The organism is Gilliamella sp. BG1, from assembly GCF_046635625.1.
In the GTDB taxonomy this organism is placed as follows: domain Bacteria; phylum Pseudomonadota; class Gammaproteobacteria; order Enterobacterales; family Orbaceae; genus Gilliamella; species Gilliamella bombi.
The window spans coordinates 1-17010 of record NZ_JBIDFG010000018.1 but is presented as its reverse complement, the minus strand read 5'-3'; the positions used below and the strand labels follow the sequence as shown (position 1 = coordinate 17010).

General features: G+C 32.0%; 18 protein-coding genes and 1 pseudogene. 11 read left to right on the top strand and 8 right to left on the bottom strand.

Annotated features, from left to right (window positions below; genetic code table 11):
- Nucleotides 1-53 precede the first annotated feature (53 nt).
- From rplI to rpsF, 4 genes are read right to left on the bottom strand one after another with little or no spacing between them, the layout of a single operon-like run.
- Nucleotides 54-503, bottom strand: coding sequence for a 50S ribosomal protein L9 (gene rplI / locus ACGH80_RS10055; protein ID WP_411631070.1), 450 nt, complete (start codon nt 501-503; stop codon nt 54-56).
- Between the two features lie 22 nt (nt 504-525).
- Entirely contained in the window at nt 526-753 is a 228-nt protein-coding gene (rpsR, locus tag ACGH80_RS10050; RefSeq protein WP_025314965.1) for a 30S ribosomal protein S18, read from the bottom strand.
- 4 nt (nt 754-757) lie between these two features.
- Nucleotides 758-1066, bottom strand: a complete 309-nt coding sequence (priB, locus tag ACGH80_RS10045) for a primosomal replication protein N (RefSeq protein ID WP_065560729.1) — start codon at nt 1064-1066, stop codon at nt 758-760.
- Nucleotides 1050-1433 (bottom strand): 30S ribosomal protein S6, encoded by a 384-nt coding sequence (rpsF, locus tag ACGH80_RS10040; protein ID WP_065590872.1) that lies wholly within the window; start codon nt 1431-1433, stop codon nt 1050-1052. Before rpsF ends, priB begins: the two co-directional genes overlap by 17 nt.
- 413 nt (nt 1434-1846) lie before the next feature.
- On the opposite strand from rpsF, the gene ACGH80_RS10035 reads away from it, so the two are divergent.
- The 4 genes from ACGH80_RS10035 to ACGH80_RS10020 are packed head-to-tail and all read left to right on the top strand — an operon-like array spanning nt 1847 to nt 5102.
- Nucleotides 1847-2194, top strand: a complete 348-nt coding sequence (locus ACGH80_RS10035) for an HIT domain-containing protein (RefSeq protein ID WP_065560728.1) — start codon at nt 1847-1849, stop codon at nt 2192-2194.
- A gap of 7 nt (nt 2195-2201) precedes the next feature.
- Nucleotides 2202-2837 carry a hypothetical protein gene (locus tag ACGH80_RS10030; protein ID WP_411631068.1) on the top strand — a complete coding sequence of 212 codons (636 nt, stop codon included), beginning with the start codon at nt 2202-2204 and terminating at the stop codon, nt 2835-2837.
- A complete protein-coding gene (gene nagZ, locus ACGH80_RS10025; RefSeq protein WP_296301155.1) occupies nt 2837-3880 on the top strand; it encodes a beta-N-acetylhexosaminidase in 1044 nt (347 codons plus the stop codon). The genes ACGH80_RS10030 and nagZ overlap by 1 nt, the downstream gene beginning before the upstream one ends.
- Nucleotides 3861-5102, top strand: a complete 1242-nt coding sequence (locus ACGH80_RS10020; protein WP_411631066.1) for a sigma 54-interacting transcriptional regulator — start codon at nt 3861-3863, stop codon at nt 5100-5102. The genes nagZ and ACGH80_RS10020 overlap by 20 nt, the downstream gene beginning before the upstream one ends.
- 65 nt (nt 5103-5167) lie before the next feature.
- Here the strand turns inward: ACGH80_RS10020 and ACGH80_RS10015 are convergent, their stop codons facing one another.
- Together ACGH80_RS10015 and ACGH80_RS10010 are read right to left on the bottom strand one after the other, a co-directional pair.
- On the bottom strand, nt 5168-6202 hold the full coding sequence (locus tag ACGH80_RS10015) for a glycosyltransferase family 2 protein (protein WP_174799085.1): 1035 nt from the start codon (nt 6200-6202) through the stop codon (nt 5168-5170).
- Nucleotides 6203-6215: 13 nt separating this feature from the next.
- Complete coding sequence (locus ACGH80_RS10010) at nt 6216-7133, bottom strand: hypothetical protein (RefSeq protein WP_238786448.1); 918 nt, start codon at nt 7131-7133, stop codon at nt 6216-6218.
- 196 nt (nt 7134-7329) lie between these two features.
- Between ACGH80_RS10010 and rfbB the strand changes: the two genes are divergently transcribed.
- From rfbB to rfbD, 4 genes are read left to right on the top strand one after another with little or no spacing between them, the layout of a single operon-like run.
- On the top strand, nt 7330-8391 hold the full coding sequence (rfbB, locus tag ACGH80_RS10005; RefSeq protein ID WP_174799088.1) for a dTDP-glucose 4,6-dehydratase: 1062 nt from the start codon (nt 7330-7332) through the stop codon (nt 8389-8391).
- A gap of 13 nt (nt 8392-8404) precedes the next feature.
- Nucleotides 8405-9271 carry a glucose-1-phosphate thymidylyltransferase RfbA gene (gene rfbA, locus ACGH80_RS10000; RefSeq protein WP_065626154.1) on the top strand — a complete coding sequence of 289 codons (867 nt, stop codon included), beginning with the start codon at nt 8405-8407 and terminating at the stop codon, nt 9269-9271.
- Between the two features lie 13 nt (nt 9272-9284).
- Nucleotides 9285-9815 (top strand): dTDP-4-dehydrorhamnose 3,5-epimerase, encoded by a 531-nt coding sequence (rfbC, locus tag ACGH80_RS09995; RefSeq protein WP_174799090.1) that lies wholly within the window; start codon nt 9285-9287, stop codon nt 9813-9815.
- A 7-nt stretch (nt 9816-9822) separates the two neighbouring features.
- Nucleotides 9823-10689: a dTDP-4-dehydrorhamnose reductase gene (rfbD, locus tag ACGH80_RS09990; RefSeq protein WP_174799092.1), complete on the top strand. Its 867-nt coding sequence runs from the start codon at nt 9823-9825 to the stop codon at nt 10687-10689.
- Here the strand turns inward: rfbD and ACGH80_RS09985 are convergent.
- A complete protein-coding gene (locus tag ACGH80_RS09985) occupies nt 10681-11574 on the bottom strand; it encodes a glycosyltransferase family 2 protein (RefSeq protein WP_065610264.1) in 894 nt (297 codons plus the stop codon). The two genes, rfbD and ACGH80_RS09985, sit on opposite strands and share 9 nt — an antisense overlap.
- A gap of 494 nt (nt 11575-12068) precedes the next feature.
- Here ACGH80_RS09985 and ACGH80_RS09980 point away from each other — a divergent pair, with 494 nt between their 5' ends.
- The 3 genes from ACGH80_RS09980 to ACGH80_RS09970 all read left to right on the top strand — a co-directional run bounded on the left by ACGH80_RS09980 (nt 12069) and on the right by ACGH80_RS09970 (nt 15698).
- Nucleotides 12069-13019: a UDP-glucuronic acid decarboxylase family protein gene (locus tag ACGH80_RS09980; RefSeq protein WP_174799093.1), complete on the top strand. Its 951-nt coding sequence runs from the start codon at nt 12069-12071 to the stop codon at nt 13017-13019.
- A gap of 15 nt (nt 13020-13034) precedes the next feature.
- On the top strand, nt 13035-14333 hold the full coding sequence (locus ACGH80_RS09975) for a UDP-glucose dehydrogenase family protein (protein ID WP_174799095.1): 1299 nt from the start codon (nt 13035-13037) through the stop codon (nt 14331-14333).
- Nucleotides 14334-14579: 246 nt separating this feature from the next.
- Nucleotides 14580-15698 carry a glycosyltransferase gene (locus ACGH80_RS09970; RefSeq protein WP_174799097.1) on the top strand — a complete coding sequence of 373 codons (1119 nt, stop codon included), beginning with the start codon at nt 14580-14582 and terminating at the stop codon, nt 15696-15698.
- Nucleotides 15699-16193: 495 nt separating this feature from the next.
- Here ACGH80_RS09970 and ACGH80_RS09965 read toward each other — a convergent pair.
- A pseudogene (locus ACGH80_RS09965) lies at nt 16194-17010 on the bottom strand (IS3 family transposase); the annotation flags it as partial.

Sequence of the window (17010 nt, the reverse complement as noted above, 5' to 3'; positions counted from 1 at the left end):
ATAATAAAAGACCCGCCATAATGACGGGTCTTTTTGTATTTATTGTTGGATAATTATTCAGGAATAATATCAACAATAAGTTTAGCAAATGCTTCGCTGTGTACTTGGAAGAACACTTCATGTTCACCAGTAGTACGCAGTACACCATTTGGTAAGCGAACTTCGCTTTTTGATACTTGAATACCACGAGCTTTAACAGAATCAGCGATATCACGAGTACCGATTGAACCAAATAATTTGCCTTCATCACCGGCTTTAGAAGTAATAGTTACTTTACCAAGTGCATTGATTTGAGCAACACGCTCTTCAGCTGCTTTCAATGTTTCTGCAAGCTTAGCTTCTAATTCAGCACGACGAGCTTCAAAGAATTCGATATTCTTTTTAGTTGCTGATACAGCTTTACCTTGTGGAATTAAAAAGTTACGTGCGTAACCTGCTTTAACATTAACTTGATCACCTAAGCTGCCTAAATTAGCAACTTTATCGAGTAGAATAATTTGCATTATATGTTCCCTCTGTTGCTAATTACTGATGATTATCAGTATATGGTAATAATGCCAAGTAACGAGCGCGTTTGATTGCGCGAGCTAATTGACGTTGATATTTTGCGCTAGTACCAGTGATACGGCTTGGTACGATTTTACCACTTTCTGTGATATAACTTTTTAATAAAGAAACATCTTTATAATCAATTTCTTTAACGCCTTCTGCAGTAAAACGGCAGAATTTGCGACGACGGAAATAACGTGCCATTTGGCTATTCTCCTAATAGTTTAACTTGGTCAGCATGTAAAACAAGTTGGCTTGTTTGGTTGCGTTTAGTATGTGTGCTTATAAAGCCACTAACTAAAACTTTGCTGCCTTTTTTTATGTAACTTAGCTCTTGTTGTCCACTAACAATCACAGGCATTATGCACCATGCTTGTCTTGTAAGTTCTGCTTCGATTTGTTTAGAAACGTGTTCTAAATAAAATTGACAATGCGAGATCCCACTAGGACTGATTTTTCGTATCGGAGTTTTTTTTACAATACCCGATAACATTAAACGATTATTCGTCGGAATCATCGTCCATGGTTACTTCGTTAAAATCTTCTTCAGAACTACGACGTTCATCTTTGGCTTTTAACATAGGTGAAGCTTCAGTTACAGCGTGTTTTGTGCGCATAATTAAACTGCGAATTACTGCATCATTGAAACGGAAGCTATCTTCAAGCTCGTTAACAGCTTCTTGAGTTGCTTCAACATTCATTAACACGTAATGTGCTTTGTGCAGTTTTTCGATAGGATAGGCTAATTGACGACGACCCCAATCTTCTAAACGATGGATTTTGCCACCATCAGTGGTTAACGTACCAGTATAACGTTCAATCATACTAGGTACTTGTTCACTCTGATCTGGGTGAACCATAAATACTATTTCGTAATGACGCATTATCGCTCCCTACGGATTAATCAGCTTTCTGTCGGGGCAACCGCAACCCATTGAAAGCAAGGAACATGAAAAATAGGCGGTTGAAATCGACGAGGCATTATATATCAAGTTATTGGGTTTGACAAATGAATATGCCAAGATTCTTTGTAAGACAGTGTCACTTTTAGTTGATAGGAAGTATCTGTTTTTATGACTGTTTTTTATGAAATTCTTTTGAAAAACGTCAAAAAAGCAAAAAACTTCAATAAAATCAATACCTTTTCTGACCGATTTTTGTGGTTGTAAAAATGCATTGTAAAATGTAACGATTTCTATACATTTTTGTTAGTAAAATATGATATGCTTTCGTGCAATAGAATTGTTATTAGTAGATGTTTGTATAACTATATAAGTAAGATAAGAGGAAAGGTTTGATGGTTCAGGAAACTATTTTTAGCAAAATCATTCGAAAAGAAATCCCAGCTGATATTGTTTTTCAAGATGATAAAGTAACGGCATTTCGTGATATTTCTCCTCAAGCGCCGACACATATTCTAATTATTCCTAACAAACTTATCCCAACGGTTAATGATATTAAGGAAGAAGATGAAACCATTATTGGGCATATGATGGTTGTTGCTGCCAAAATTGCAAAACAAGAAGGTATTGATGAAAGTGGATATCGTTTAATCATGAATTGTAATAAAGATGCAGGGCAAGAGGTTTTTCATCTTCATATGCATTTATTAGGCGGTAAAAATTTAGGTAGATTAATAGGTTAATCATGATATGAAACAGATCAAGCGTATATTTGTTGTTAGCTCATTAGCTTTTTTGTTAGCGGGTTGTCATCTTCTTGGAAACTCTCAAAAAACCGAAGTAAAACCGCCTGTTGATGTTAATCAACCTGATGATACCGGTGTGATTGAAATGCCTCCTGAAATTGCTAAACAGACTGATTGGAATTCGGTATTATCACCATTTATCAGTAAATTAGTGAGTTCGTCATCTTTAGACTCAGATAATAAGTTGATTTTAATTAGCGATATCCAAAACCGTAGTGGTGATTATCTTGCCAATAATAAAATTGCTGATGCATTGCATCAATTAATGCACAAACAAAATACGTTCACTGTAGTTGATCAACAAGCGATAATCCAAGCTAAACAATCATTGGGGATTTCAGCTGATGATAAGTTGGTATCACGAGGTAAGATGATTGGACTGGCTAAATCGATAAATGCTAGCTATGTTCTTTTCACCACAATATATAAAGTACCAAGTGCAAGCAATGATGTCGATCTGGCAATGGAATTAATTTCAACACAAAGTGGAGAAATCCTAACCAGGGTTGCATCTAAAGATTTTCCTAAGCAGCCTGATATCAATAAGGAAACAAATAAAGTTATTGAGGACAACAAATAATGGGACCATTGTTGATTGATGTTGAAGGTTTAGCATTAACTGAAGAAGATAAAAAACTGTTGCAAAATCCATTGATTGCAGGGGTGATTTTATTTAGTCGTAATTATCAAGATCAAGCTCAATTGATGGCATTGATAAAACAGATTCGATCTGCCTCTTCACAGCGTTTATTAATTTCGGTCGATCATGAAGGTGGGCGAGTTCAGCGATTTAGAGAGGGGTTTACGGCAATTCCTCCTGCGCAATCGTTTGCGGCACTTAATAACCTTGAGCAAGCAAAGTCTTTGGCTTTTGATGCCGGTTGGGTTCTTGCTATGGAACTTATTGCTTTTGATATCGATCTTAGCTATGCGCCCGTTTTAGATTTAGGTCACGATTGTCTTGCTATCGGTACACGTTCTTTTCATCAAGATGTCGATATTGCTTATCAAGTTGCTTCCGCTATGATTGATGGTATGCATGCTGCAGGTATGAAAACTACAGGCAAGCATTTTCCTGGGCATGGTCATGTGATTGCTGATTCACATAAAGAAACGCCTGTAGATCATCGCGAAAAGTCGCTTATTGAACTTGATATGCAAATTTTTGCCAAATTGATTGCGGATAAAAAACTTGATGCAATCATGCCTGCTCATGTTATCTATCCTGCTTTTAATAATAAACCTGCTAGCGGTTCGCCATATTGGCTTAAAACAGTGCTTCGTGAGCAATTACATTTTGATGGTGTAATCTTTTCTGATGATTTATCAATGGAAGGCGCTTCAATAATGGGTAATTATGCTGAGCGAGCCCAAACTGCATTATCAGCAGGTTGCGATCTGCTTTTAGCTTGTAATAATAGGCAAGGGACATTAGCTATTTTAGACCAATTAGCAGCATTAGATAAGATTAATTCCTTAACATCAGATAAAGCAAAATGTTTATTAACCAATACAAAAATCACCTATGTAGAATTAACAAAAAGTTCTGAGTGGCAACATCGTCGTGATAATTTATTAAAACTTAATGAAAAGTGGACAGAATATGCAAGCAGCAATCATTGAAATGGATAATGACCAACTTCTGGTTGCCTATAATCATGTAGCTAGAGCACTATTTGCTCAAAACGATTTAGTATTAAATCAACCCTTTAATTATCAAAAGGTCTTCAATCTTGATAATACAATAAATATAGATGGACATGATGATACGATTATTGTGTTAGATTCTCAGCACGTTTTATTGCAAAAAGTGATGGAATCATCTAAAACAATATTTATTTTACAACCAATTGAGTATTTAAAAAAAAGGTTATCAAAAATAAAGGTTGTTGGTTCTCAAGCTTTTGATATTTTTGCCAGCCAAAGTTTAGTCATGCAAAAACTTATCGCTCAAGCTAAAGCATTCTCAATGCAAAGAGAACCATTGCTTATCTCTGGCGAAACTGGTACAGGTAAAGATTTACTTGCTAATGCTTGTCATCAATACAGTTCACGTGGCGATCAGGCTTTTCTAGCATTAAATTGTGCAGCTATGCCTGATGAGGTTGTTGAAAGTGAATTATACGGGCATGCAGCTGGTGCTTATCTTGGCGCTATTGAAGGTAAAAAAGGCTTTTTTGAACAAGCCAACGGTGGCTCAGTATTGCTTGATGGCATTGATGAAATGTCGTTTCAAATGCAAACTAAATTATTACGTTTTATCAATGATGGCTATTTCCGCCGTGTGGGTGATGATGATGAAGTTTATGTCGATGTGAGAATTATTTGTGCAACAAAGGTCGATTTAGCTGATTTGGTTGAACAAGGTAAATTTAGAAAAGATCTTTATTACCGACTTAACGTACTATCGCTTAATTTACCTTCTTTACAACAGCGTAAAGACGATATTCAATCACTTACGCATATTTTTGTAAATGAATATGCCAATAAACAAGGCATCATACCACCAACAATTGACGATAATGTTATTGATAATTTGACCCGTTACTCATGGCCAGGTAATGTAAGACAACTTAAAAACATACTTTATTCGGCATTAGCGCAATTGACCTCGCCTAGGTTAACGGTCAAAGACATTGTGTTACCGACTCCAATCACATCGCAATTATCGTGGGTCAACAATATTGAAAATAAAACTCTTGATGAAATAACTAAACAGTTTGAAAAAGAGATCTTATTAAAATTATATGATCAATACCCAAGCTCAAGAAAGCTGGCCAAAAGATTAGGTGTGTCGCATACAGCGATTGCAAATAAGTTGCGGGATTATGGGATAGGGCGGTAAGTTTATAAAACAAGCAAGAAATATTTGCTTGCTTTATACTTTATGATAAGAGTTTGTTATTAATGTTAATTTAGCAAGGCATTTATTTTGTTAGTTATAAAATTAATGTCTTTATTCAATGAAGCTCTTATAAATATGATAATGTGTTTTAAAGGTATTTTTTTTCTAATCCCATAACGTATTATATACAATATATTGCTCAGTTTTTTTGCATTATTTTTTATAAATAATCGTGTATATATATGCATGTAAATTTCTATTATTGGTGGTTTTTCTTTATATAAATAATAGATATTGATATTAAAAAGGTAATCAGAACGTAGAAAATTTATGTATTGTGTTTTTGTTTTTGGTAATAGATTGGTTTTTTGTACGTACTTTGTGCACTTATTGATGATTTGAGCATATAGTTCAATATATTGTTTACTTATCTTTTTATTGTTAGTTAATGAGTTAGCTCTTTTTCTATAATAATATAAAGGACTTTTTGAGTAATAAGTTAAATTTGCAGATAATAGTACATCCAATGTTATTAAGTGATCTTCGTGATTTCTTCCTTCAAATCGTAAATTGAGCGCTTCCTTTTTAAAAATATATTTCCAACATGCGCCAGGGTATTTTTTATTTTCAATTATATGCGTAAATAGCTCATTACCAGTGTCAAATCTGATTAAACTATTGTCATTATTATTAAATTCTATATTCTCTAATTTTTCAAAGTTTTGGTTTTCAAAATAGAATAACTCAATAACATTACTAATTTTTAAGACTTTTAAAAATGTTGCAAATAAATTAGGATGTAAAATATCATCAGGATCGACGAATTGAATGTATTGCCCTGTTGCTTGATTAATTCCGATATTTCTAGCTTGGCTAACCCCTTGATTAGTTTGATATATATATTTTACACAAGAAAATTTTTGAGCAAAGGCTTGAATAACATTAGCAGTGTTGTCAGTCGCACCATCGTCTATACATATAATTTCCTTAGGTTGAACAGTTTGTTGAACAATAGAATTGAGACACTGTTCAATGTAATTTTCAACATTATAGCAAGGAATAATGATAGAAAGGTTAAGTATTAATTTTTCATTTTCCATAGTAAAATATCTTTTAAGAAAAAATATTGCTGTTAGTTGGTTTGACATCTTTGCCTATGGATGCGTATGAACGAGGATGTTTTTTTGTTATTACACATTTCAATAATTTTAAAAAGCTTTTAAAACTTAAATTGTCTTTTTTCTTCATTTTATAAGCATAAAATAAATTTCGGCGTACTTCAATTTTAGGATTGCGAGCTCGATACATTCGCATTAACATTTTTGCATAAGCAATTTCAAGCCTTGCTCGTTCGCTAAGTTCATCATAGGAGATTTCACAAGTCATATCATGATACATTTTTCCTATACATAAGCCTTTTAACATCGCAGTTTGTGGTGTTGCATGAATTAAATCAAATAATCGATGATCTGTATGATAGAAAGCAAATTTTTCATCAAAAACATAATGATGATTAACTAGTAATTTATCAATTAAATCTTTTGATAATGCGGTACCAGAATTGATGGTTCTGGTATTGCTTAGGCTGAATTCTCCCAAAGGTACAACTTGCTCTCTTTGTTCAAAATCAGAAGGAAAACATTGCTTGCCAATTTTTTGCTTAGGGAAAATTGCTGGGCAAATAATTGCATATTGGCTATTATGATAGATATTTTGGAAGAAAGAAAAATCAACATTAGAATCTTGATCAAAAATAACAAAAAAATCGTAATCTATTTTATTAATAAAATGATTATAAATTTTACTTAATGATAGGTTTCGAACATCTTGATAAATTGATGTTGTTATTCCTTTTTTTTGAGTTGATTTTAGATAATTATTAATATCTTGTTTTTCAAGTAAAGTTGGTCCATTATTCCAAATAATCATATTTAATTTAGTGGATTCCAAATTTGCTTGTAAAATTGAGTTTAACGTTGCAGAATCAGATAAAGTGCAATTATAAAGCACAGTTAATACATTTATTCTCATGTTGATTTTGAACAAACTAAGCGGCAAAAATATTGTAACAATATAACATATAAAGAATTACGAATACAATGTTTGCAAAATGATGAGAAATTCAGCTCTTTTTTGAAAATGTAACGATTAATACCTAATTCTAAATATTGCTATTTATTGACTTTGTTATTATTATTCCGTGCATAAGATTTTAGAGGATTAATTAATGAAAGTGATTGTTACAGGAGGAGCTGGTTTTATTGGTTCTGCTGTTGTGAGACATATTATTGAACAAACTAATGATGAAGTATTAGTTATTGATAAATTAACTTATGCTGGGAATTTAGAATCATTAGATAGCGTATCTGAGAATAAACGATATCATTTCAAACAAATCGATATTTGTGATAGAAAGGAACTTGATGTTGTCATGGCTAGCTTTTGCCCCGATATTATTATGCACTTAGCTGCCGAAAGTCATGTTGACCGTTCTATTGATAATCCTTCTGCATTTATAGACACCAATATAATAGGTACTTATACTCTATTAGAAGCATCTTTAGCTTATTGGAAAACGCTAGAGGCAACCAAACAATCTATATTTCGTTTTCATCATATTTCAACTGATGAAGTATATGGTGATCTGCATGGAACGAATGATTTATTCACTGAAAAAACACCTTATTCGCCAAGTAGCCCATATTCGGCATCGAAAGCTTCAAGTGATCATTTAGTCCGTGCATGGCATAGAACCTTTGGTTTACCTACAGTTATTACTAATTGCTCAAATAACTATGGCCCATACCATTTTCCAGAAAAACTAATCCCATTAATGATACTTAATGCTCTCGAAGGTAAGCCGTTGCCCATATATGGTAATGGTCTACAAATTAGAGACTGGTTATATGTTGAAGATCATGCAAGAGCACTTTATCTTGTTGCAACTAAAGCAAAAGTAGGTGAGACTTATAATATTGGTGGGCACAATGAACAAAAGAATATTGATGTTGTAAATATCATTTGTGAATTACTTGAAGAACTCGTTCCAAATAAGCCAAATGGTGTTAAGTGTTATAAAGATCTGATTACTTATGTTACCGATAGGCCCGGTCATGATCAACGTTATGCTATTGATGCATCAAAGATCTATCAAGATTTGGGTTGGAAACCACAAGAGACATTCCAAACAGGAATGCGTAAAACAGTAGAGTGGTATCTACAAAACAAACAATGGTGTGATCATATTAAAGATGGCTCATATGCAAGATCACGACAAGGAATTATTTAATATAGGTAACTTTATGAAAGGTATTGTATTAGCTGGTGGGTCAGGAACCCGTCTTTATCCCATAACTCGAGGTATTTCAAAACAGTTGTTACCTGTTTATGATAAACCGATGATTTATTATCCTTTATCTGTACTCATGCTTGCCGGTATTCGTGATATTTTAATAATCACAACACCCGATGATTTACCTATGTTTCAACGATTGCTAGGTGACGGTTCCCGTTTTGGTGTCAAACTAAGTTATGCACAGCAACCTAAGCCAGAAGGTTTGGCACAAGCTTTTTTAATCGGTGAGGAGTTTATTCAAAAACAACGCTGTTCTTTAGTGTTAGGTGATAATTTATTTTTTGGCGAAAGCTTTGGCAAAAAATTGGTAAGAGTTGCAGCTCAAAAAGAAGGTGCAACAATTTTTGGTTATCAGGTAGTGGATCCTGAACGATTTGGGGTTGTTGATTTTGATGAAAACTTTAAAGCATTATCAATTGAAGAAAAACCAATTAAACCAAAATCTAATTGGGCTGTAACGGGGCTTTATTTTTATGATGAAAATGTGGTTGAAATGGCAAAACAAGTCAAACCATCTCATCGTGGTGAGCTAGAAATTACAACTCTTAATCAAATGTATTTGGATGCAGGACTGTTAAATGTTGAGATCCTAGGACGCGGTTTTGCTTGGCTTGATACAGGTACACATGACAGTTTGCTTGAAGCGTCATCGTTTGTTCAAGTAATAGAAAAAAGACAAGGACTCAAAGTTGCTTGCCTTGAAGAGATTGCTTATCGTAATGGCTGGCTCAGCGCTGAACAGGTCAAAGAAGAAGCCATTAGTTCAGGTAAAACATTATATGGACAATATTTAGCAAGATTGATAGAACAATAGAATAGGTGGACAAATGGAAGTTATTTCAACTAATATTGCGGATGTAAAAATTATAAAACCGAAAGTGTTTGGTGATGAACGAGGCTTTTTTCTTGAAACTTTCGAACAAAAACGGTATCAAGAAATGTTAGGTATAGAACTTAATTTTGTTCAAGATAATCATTCGCGTTCACAAAAAGATGTGTTAAGAGGATTACATTTTCAAAAGGAAAACCCTCAAGGTAAACTAGTTCGAGTTGTTAGAGGTGAAGTTTTTGATGTGGCTGTCGATATTCGTAAATATTCCCCTACTTATGGAAAGTGGGTTGGCGTTACCTTAACAGAAGAAAATAAAACACAGTTGTGGATTCCACCTGGACTTGCTCATGGTTTTGCTGTACTGTCAGATATTGCTGACTTTGAATATAAATGTACTAACTATTATGATCCTAAGTCAGAAGGGTGTTTATTGTGGAACGATCCTACAGTAAATATCAGTTGGCCGATTTCAAATCCATTACTATCGGCAAAAGATAAGTTAGGCAAAAAACTACAGGAGTTATAGTTAATTGATGAAAGTTTTGTTAACTGGTGCTAATGGTCAGTTAGGCCATTGTTTTAAAAATATCTTTCCTTCAGATTGGCAATTACTTGCCACTGACAGCCAGCAATTAGATATAACTGATGGTTTAGTTGTTGATGATTTTGTTGCCTTGCATAGACCTGATGCCATTGTAAATGCCGCAGCATATACAGCAGTGGATAAAGCGGAAGATGAATATGAATTAGCTTATAAAGTTAATGCTGTCGGTCCTAAGAATTTAGCAACAGTTGCTAAAAAATATCATGCAAAACTAGTTCATGTTTCGACCGATTATGTTTTCGATGGGACTAAACGTTCTCCTTATTTAGAGGATGATTTAACCAATCCAGTTAATGTCTATGGTGAGACTAAACGAGTTGGTGAGTTGTCTGCTTTAGACAATTATTCCACTGCAATTGTAATTAGAACCTCTTGGGTTTTTAGTGAGTATGGCAATAATTTTGTCAAAACGATGTTAAAGCTTAGTCAAACTAGACCTGAATTAACCATTATTGATGATCAGTTAGGATGTCCAACTTATGCTGGTGATATTGCTAAAACGATTTTAGAAATGCTAATGAATGATATTCAAGGTGGTATATATCATTATTGTGGCGATAAGTACGTAAGTTGGTTCCAGTTTGCCTCTAAGATATTTGCAACAGCTCATGAATTAAATCTTATGACTAATAGCAACGTAACAATAAAGCCAATTTTAACCTCAGCATATCCAACTAAGGCTAAAAGGCCATTATACTCTGTTTTAAATATGGATAAAATAAAACAGTTAGATATAAAAGCATCTGATTGGAACAAAGCATTAATGGATGTGATTCCTTGCATCTATTTAGAGTAATTGATTCATTGTTAGAGGTATACAAGAACGAGGGTGTTTTTTCCTAAAAAGACATTTAGCTAATTTGAGAAATTCTGAGCATGAATACTCTCTTCTTGTAAATTTTCTAAGTAGGTACAAAAAGACATTTAAACGACTTTTTTTATCATAAAAAATTTTGTTTAATACTTTTGAATATTCCATTTCTAGTCTTCTCATAGGGCTTATTTTTTTTCGATCTTGTAAATTAAAATCTAAAGAATGGCTAATTTTCCCTACACATATTCCTTTAAATTCGGTTTGTTTTAATTCTATCAAATCAAGGAAAAAACTGGTATCTATAGCATAAAGCGCGTAACGTTCGTTAAAAAACTCTTGTTTGCTTTTACTTATGTACTTTATTAATTGATTAGATAGAGTTAATCCAGATGAGATAGACTCAATTTCTCCCATTGCAAAAACTTTTTTATCAAAAAGTTTCCGATTTTCATGATATATTGGAAAACATAATGAGTTTTCTTTTGAAACCCATCCAGCAGAATAAACTTGAGGAACAATGACATCAAAATCATTATTTATCTTAATATTTTGGAAAAAATCATTATTCAATATCGAGTCTTGATCCAAAATAGTGAAAAAATCAAAACTTACTTGGTTGATAAAAAAATTATAGATTTTACTTAAAGCAATATTGTAAAGATTCTCATAGATAGAAAGGTTAATGTTCTTACTGTCACAAATGGATTTATATTGTCTACATTCTTGTAAGTTAAGTGCTTTTGGGCCATTATTCCATATAATTACATTTAAAGTAATATCACTTCTATCTGAATTTAATAATGATTCGAAAGTTTTAGAATTTTTAATATTTTCATTGTATAAAATGATTATAGCCGTAATTTTCATTTATGTAGTTATGAGTATTTATTATAACTCTATTATATTATAACTTTCTATTTTTAGGAAAGATTACTATACAAATTGATAAGATTATACTATTTTAATAAGCTATTTCCTACTTAAAAAAATGTTGATAGAATTTTTATTGATATTTTTATTTAAATTAAAAGAATTAATTCGTTATTGATAGAAATTAGTTATGGATTTCTATAACACTGTATTACTATTACTATAGGTAATTACAAAAAAATTACAAAAAATATTGTCAAAAATACGATAATATAGTTATACTCCCCAACTTATTAAGTTGAATAAGGTCTCGTTTATTTGAAAGGGCATGAAAATAGATTTATTGTTCATTTCAGAATCTGTTAACTTAAAATAAAAAATGTAATTTTTTTTAATTCGTACTTAATCAGAAAGATAAATCAATTTAAATAAAAGATAGTAATTCATTTTTACTAAAAATCATAACGTCTTTATTCAATTGGAGATTATAAATGGCAAGCATTTTGGTAACAGGTGGGAGCGGTTTTCTTGGATCAAATTTATGTATAAGGTTGATCAATGAAGGGAATAAAGTTATTTGTGTTGATAATAACTATACAGGTCGAATGAAAAACTTGTCAAGTATCATCGATCACCCTAATTTTTCATTTATCAACCATGATGTTATTAATCCTATTGAAATTGATGGATATTTAGATGAAATTTATCATTTAGCCTGTCCTGCCTCGCCTCCTGCTTATCAGGGTAAAGCTGCCATAATGACAACAAAAACTTGTGTTTATGGAGCAATTAATCTACTTGAATTAGCAAAAGAGAAAAATGCCAAAATATTGTTATCCTCCACATCAGAAGTTTATGGTGATCCGTTAGTTCATCCTCAAGTTGAAAGTTATCGTGGCAATGTAAACCCTAATGGTATAAGAGCTTGCTATGATGAAGGAAAACGTTGTGCAGAAAGTTTATTTTTTGATTATTCTCGTGAAGAAAATGTAAGAATAAAAGTTATTCGTATTTTTAATACTTATGGTCCTAGAATGGATCCTAAAGACGGAAGAGTAGTAAGTAATTTTATTTGCCAAGCACTACGTGGAGAGGATATCACTATTTATGGACAAGGCACACAAACTCGATCATTTTGTTATGTAGATGATTTAATTGATGCAATCATTAAAATGATGAAAACTTCAGACGATTTTGTGGGACCAGTAAATACAGGTAACCCAAGTGAATTTACGATAAAAGAATTAGCCGAAAAAGTTATAGCCAAAGTCGGGGGAACTTCAAAAATTATTTATTGTGACTTACCCAAAGATGACCCTACTCAGCGTAAACCAGATATATCTCTAGCAAATGAAAAATTATTATGGAAACCAAAGATTGATTTAGATCATGGTTTAGACAAAACGATTGAATATTTTAAATCTGAAATAATAAATGAATAATAGAGGTGAAAAATAATGCAAATAGGTATTATTGGTACGGGATATGTAGGACTACCTACGGGTGTTGGGCTGGCAGAATTAGGCCATAAAGTTATCTGTATTGATAGAGAAAAGTCAAAAATAGAAAAATTACAAAAAGGTGAAGTTACTCTTTTTGAAGATGGTTTAGAAGAACTATTAAAGAAAAACTTAAAAAATGGAAATATTTCATTTACAACCTCTATGCAAGAAGGGGTTGCGGAGGCAGATATTGTTTTTATTGCAGTGGGAACACCACCACATCCAGTGACTAAAGAAGCCGATATGAAATATGTTCATGCGGCGGCTACTGAACTTGCTCAGTATCTAGATGGTTATACGGTTATTGCAACTAAATCAACCGTTCCTGTTGGTACAGGTGATGATATTGAAATGTTAATATCTAAAAGAAATCCAGAAGCAAAATTTGATGTTGTATCTTTGCCTGAATTTTTGAGAGAAGGTTTTGCTGTCTATGATTTTTTCAATCCTGATCGCATTGTAATAGGAACCGATTCAGATGAAGCTAAAGAAGTATTAACTGAGTTATATAAACCATTCGCTGAAAAATCAAAAATTTTATTTGTAAAAAGAAGATCAAGCGAAACGATCAAATATGCTTCTAATGCATTTTTAGCGATGAAAATCCATTATATTAATGAAATGGCTGATTTTTGTGAAAAGGCGCATGCAGATATAGATGAAGTAGCCAAAGGAATGGGGTTAGATTCTCGTATTGGTAATAAATTTTTAAATCCAGGTCCTGGTTATGGAGGTAGTTGCTTCCCTAAAGATACTCATGCCATGTATTTTATGGCTAAGCAAAATGGTGTGGAGCTTACACTGATCGATGCGGCAATAAAAGGTAATGAAAAACGTAAAAAGAATATTGCCGAAAAAATTATTGCGAAAGTAAGCAATGTCAAAAATGCTAAAATTGCTGTATTAGGGCTTGCTTTTAAAGGTGGTACGGATGATTGCCGAGAAAGTCCTGCAATGGAAATTATTACAGAGTTATTAAAATCTGAGATGAAAATTATTGTCTATGATCCTAAAGGAATGGCAAATGCTAAAGAGTTACTTGACGATAAAATCAGCTATGCTGATGACATGTATTCAGTTGCTCATGGGGCAGATATTTTAGTAATTTTAACTGAATGGGATGATTTTAAAGGTTACGATTTAAACCGTATTGCATCAACAATGAGAAATAAAAACATTTTCGATACTCGTAATCTTCTAAATTGCGATATTGCTAATAAGCTTGGTTTTTCATATTGCAGGATAGGTAACTAAATGAAAAACAATATTATTGATAAGGTGGATTGATATGCGGATTTTTGTAGTTGAATGATTAGTAACATTATAAACTTGTTGTCTTGGATAGCTCTATTATTGCTAATAAGCTTGGTTTTTCATATTGCAGGATAGGTAACTAAATGAAAAACAATATTATTGATATGTATATAGAGGCTCGTTTAATTAATTTGTATAATTAATAATAAAATAATAACCATTTTATTTGAATATTATGAGGCTATAATGTCATTAGATATATCAATTATTGTACCTGTTTACAATTGTGATAAATATTTGAAAAAAAGTATAGATAGTTTGTTAAATCAAACAATATCTAACATAGAAATTATTTGTATTGATGATGGATCCACTGATGAGTCATCTAACATTTTAAAAGATTATGCTAATAAGCATTCACATATCGTTTTGTTAAGTCAAGAAAACAAAGGTCCAGCAATTGCAAGAAATAGAGGTCTAGCTATTGCACGAGGTGAATACATCATGTTTTGTGATAGCGATGATTGGTATGAGCCGACTATGTGCGAAAAAATGTTAGAAACAATAAGACTAAAGAATGTCGACATTGTTATGTGTAATTGTAATATAGTGAAATATGATGAATCATATGATGTACGTGATGATGATATTAGTTATCATAAGCTAAATATTTTTGGGTATCACTCCTTAAATTTTGATCTAAAACATAAAGTTAATAGTGTCCTTTGGAATAAAATCTTCAAAAAAAGTATTATCAATGAATTTAATATTGATTTTCCTTCAGGTCATTATCATGATGATATGGCATTTATTTTACAATATCTTTGTTCATCAAAAAATTTGTATGGAATTGATTGTAATCTATATAATTATGTATTTAGAAGCAATTCGATAATGCATCAAACTTATTTTACAGCAAACCATGAAAAAAAATTATTTGATGTAATTGATGCAATGAAATATTTTTATTTCAAATTACTTGAAACTAATAATTTGGTTGGTCATGAGAAGCTTTTTATTTCAAAGTTAGTTTCTATGGCTCAATGGGTAATATTAAAATGTAATAACAATGAAGAAAAAATGGTTAATTTTTTAAATTATTGTAATGATAAGTTAATATTTGATTTAGACCTAAATATTTTTCCTGAAAGTGATGAACGTTATTACTTAAATATGGCAAAAGATAAAAATTATGATTTTTTTAAACGGCTATATCATTTTGAAAAAGAAAACAATATTCCTCGTTTGAAACAGATTAATAAAAGAACCAAAGTTATTAAAGTAATTTTTGGAAAAATATTAGTTATTATTCGTAGTTATTTATTTTTTCCGTACTATATTTATCGAATATATAAGAAATTATAAGAGATTTTTTTAGGTATCAAGAGTTGTTATAATATGATTATTGCTAAAAATTGAATAACTCTTTATACCTAGAAAAATGAAAGAAAAAAGTTTTAATTGGGTTTTCCTTAGTACGTTATAAATAGCATGACGACTGAACATAAAGCATTTAGCTGAATCTGTGACAGTATTTTTATAAGATATGTGTGATAAGGCGTTAATTTTGTTTCTTGGTATATTCATCACAATAGTTTTTCAAATTACTGTAAACAACCTGAGAAATTTCTACATATTATATTTATAAAAATGCTATTATTTTTTAAATAAATAGTTTGGTCGGTTAATAGTCTAAATATTATGATATAAGAAATAAATAACTGCAGTGTTTTTATTATATTGTAGTTATAAATAAAATTTCATCAATAAAATTTAAAAATTTATATAATTTTAGGAAAGTAAGAGTTTTGTGATTTATAAGAAAGTAGAAAAAGGAAATATTTGATCCTCGCCAAAATATTAGACAGTGCACACCTCTATCATTTTTTCGTTTTGGTAATATTGTTGTTCATATTGTTCAAGTGATACCCAGCCATTGGCTGAATGACGGCGTATCCGATTATAATAGATTTCAATATATTCAAATAGTGCTTTATTAGCCAGTTTCCTCGTTTTGTAGTAACAGTCATGAATAATATGGGTTTTGAGTGTATGAAAAAAACTCTCAACAACCGCATTATCAAAGCAGTTTCCTCTTCGACTCATGCTTTGCCTTAGCCCAATTGTAACAATAATTGCTTGAAATCAGCACTGCGATATTGGCTTCTTTGGTCACTATGAATGAGTACATTTTTAGGAAAGTGACGCCGAAATAAGGCTTGTTTTAATGTATTACACACTAAATGACGGTCTATGTAGCGACTGGTTTGCCTAGCAATCACTTTTCGTCCATATAAATCGATAATCACCGACAAATATAACCAACCTTCACCCGTTTTAATATAAGTAATATCGGTTACCCCTGTTTTATTAGGCTTATCAGGGTTAAATTGCCTATCTAACTTGTTGGGCGCAATATTGCGATGAGCCGTGTCTGTTTTATACTTGAATTTACGTGCTGCTTTACTCCGTAATCCCAATTGTTGCAAAACACGGCTAATTGTTCTTTCTGAAACTTGATAGCCCGCTTCCCTTGCATCATGAAGCAGGCTTGGCGCACCCAAACGGGCTTTATGTTGCCAATACTGTTTTTGGATATACGCTGAGTTTAGCTGATTTGTTTGCTCTTTTTAACCAAGCATAATAACCCGATGAACTGACACCAAGTAATGAGCAT

Coding starts and splice junctions, on each gene's coding strand:
- rplI (WP_411631070.1), bottom strand. CDS start 503: ATGCAAATTATTCTACTCGATAAAGTTGCTAATTTAGGCAGCTTAGGT.
- rpsR (WP_025314965.1), bottom strand. CDS start 753: ATGGCACGTTATTTCCGTCGTCGCAAATTCTGCCGTTTTACTGCAGAA.
- priB (WP_065560729.1), bottom strand. CDS start 1,066: ATGATTCCGACGAATAATCGTTTAATGTTATCGGGTATTGTAAAAAAA.
- rpsF (WP_065590872.1), bottom strand. CDS start 1,433: ATGCGTCATTACGAAATAGTATTTATGGTTCACCCAGATCAGAGTGAA.
- ACGH80_RS10035 (WP_065560728.1), top strand. CDS start 1,847: ATGGTTCAGGAAACTATTTTTAGCAAAATCATTCGAAAAGAAATCCCA.
- ACGH80_RS10030 (WP_411631068.1), top strand. CDS start 2,202: ATGAAACAGATCAAGCGTATATTTGTTGTTAGCTCATTAGCTTTTTTG.
- nagZ (WP_296301155.1), top strand. CDS start 2,837: ATGGGACCATTGTTGATTGATGTTGAAGGTTTAGCATTAACTGAAGAA.
- ACGH80_RS10020 (WP_411631066.1), top strand. CDS start 3,861: ATGCAAGCAGCAATCATTGAAATGGATAATGACCAACTTCTGGTTGCC.
- ACGH80_RS10015 (WP_174799085.1), bottom strand. CDS start 6,202: ATGGAAAATGAAAAATTAATACTTAACCTTTCTATCATTATTCCTTGC.
- ACGH80_RS10010 (WP_238786448.1), bottom strand. CDS start 7,133: ATGAGAATAAATGTATTAACTGTGCTTTATAATTGCACTTTATCTGAT.
- rfbB (WP_174799088.1), top strand. CDS start 7,330: ATGAAAGTGATTGTTACAGGAGGAGCTGGTTTTATTGGTTCTGCTGTT.
- rfbA (WP_065626154.1), top strand. CDS start 8,405: ATGAAAGGTATTGTATTAGCTGGTGGGTCAGGAACCCGTCTTTATCCC.
- rfbC (WP_174799090.1), top strand. CDS start 9,285: ATGGAAGTTATTTCAACTAATATTGCGGATGTAAAAATTATAAAACCG.
- rfbD (WP_174799092.1), top strand. CDS start 9,823: ATGAAAGTTTTGTTAACTGGTGCTAATGGTCAGTTAGGCCATTGTTTT.
- ACGH80_RS09985 (WP_065610264.1), bottom strand. CDS start 11,574: ATGAAAATTACGGCTATAATCATTTTATACAATGAAAATATTAAAAAT.
- ACGH80_RS09980 (WP_174799093.1), top strand. CDS start 12,069: ATGGCAAGCATTTTGGTAACAGGTGGGAGCGGTTTTCTTGGATCAAAT.
- ACGH80_RS09975 (WP_174799095.1), top strand. CDS start 13,035: ATGCAAATAGGTATTATTGGTACGGGATATGTAGGACTACCTACGGGT.
- ACGH80_RS09970 (WP_174799097.1), top strand. CDS start 14,580: ATGTCATTAGATATATCAATTATTGTACCTGTTTACAATTGTGATAAA.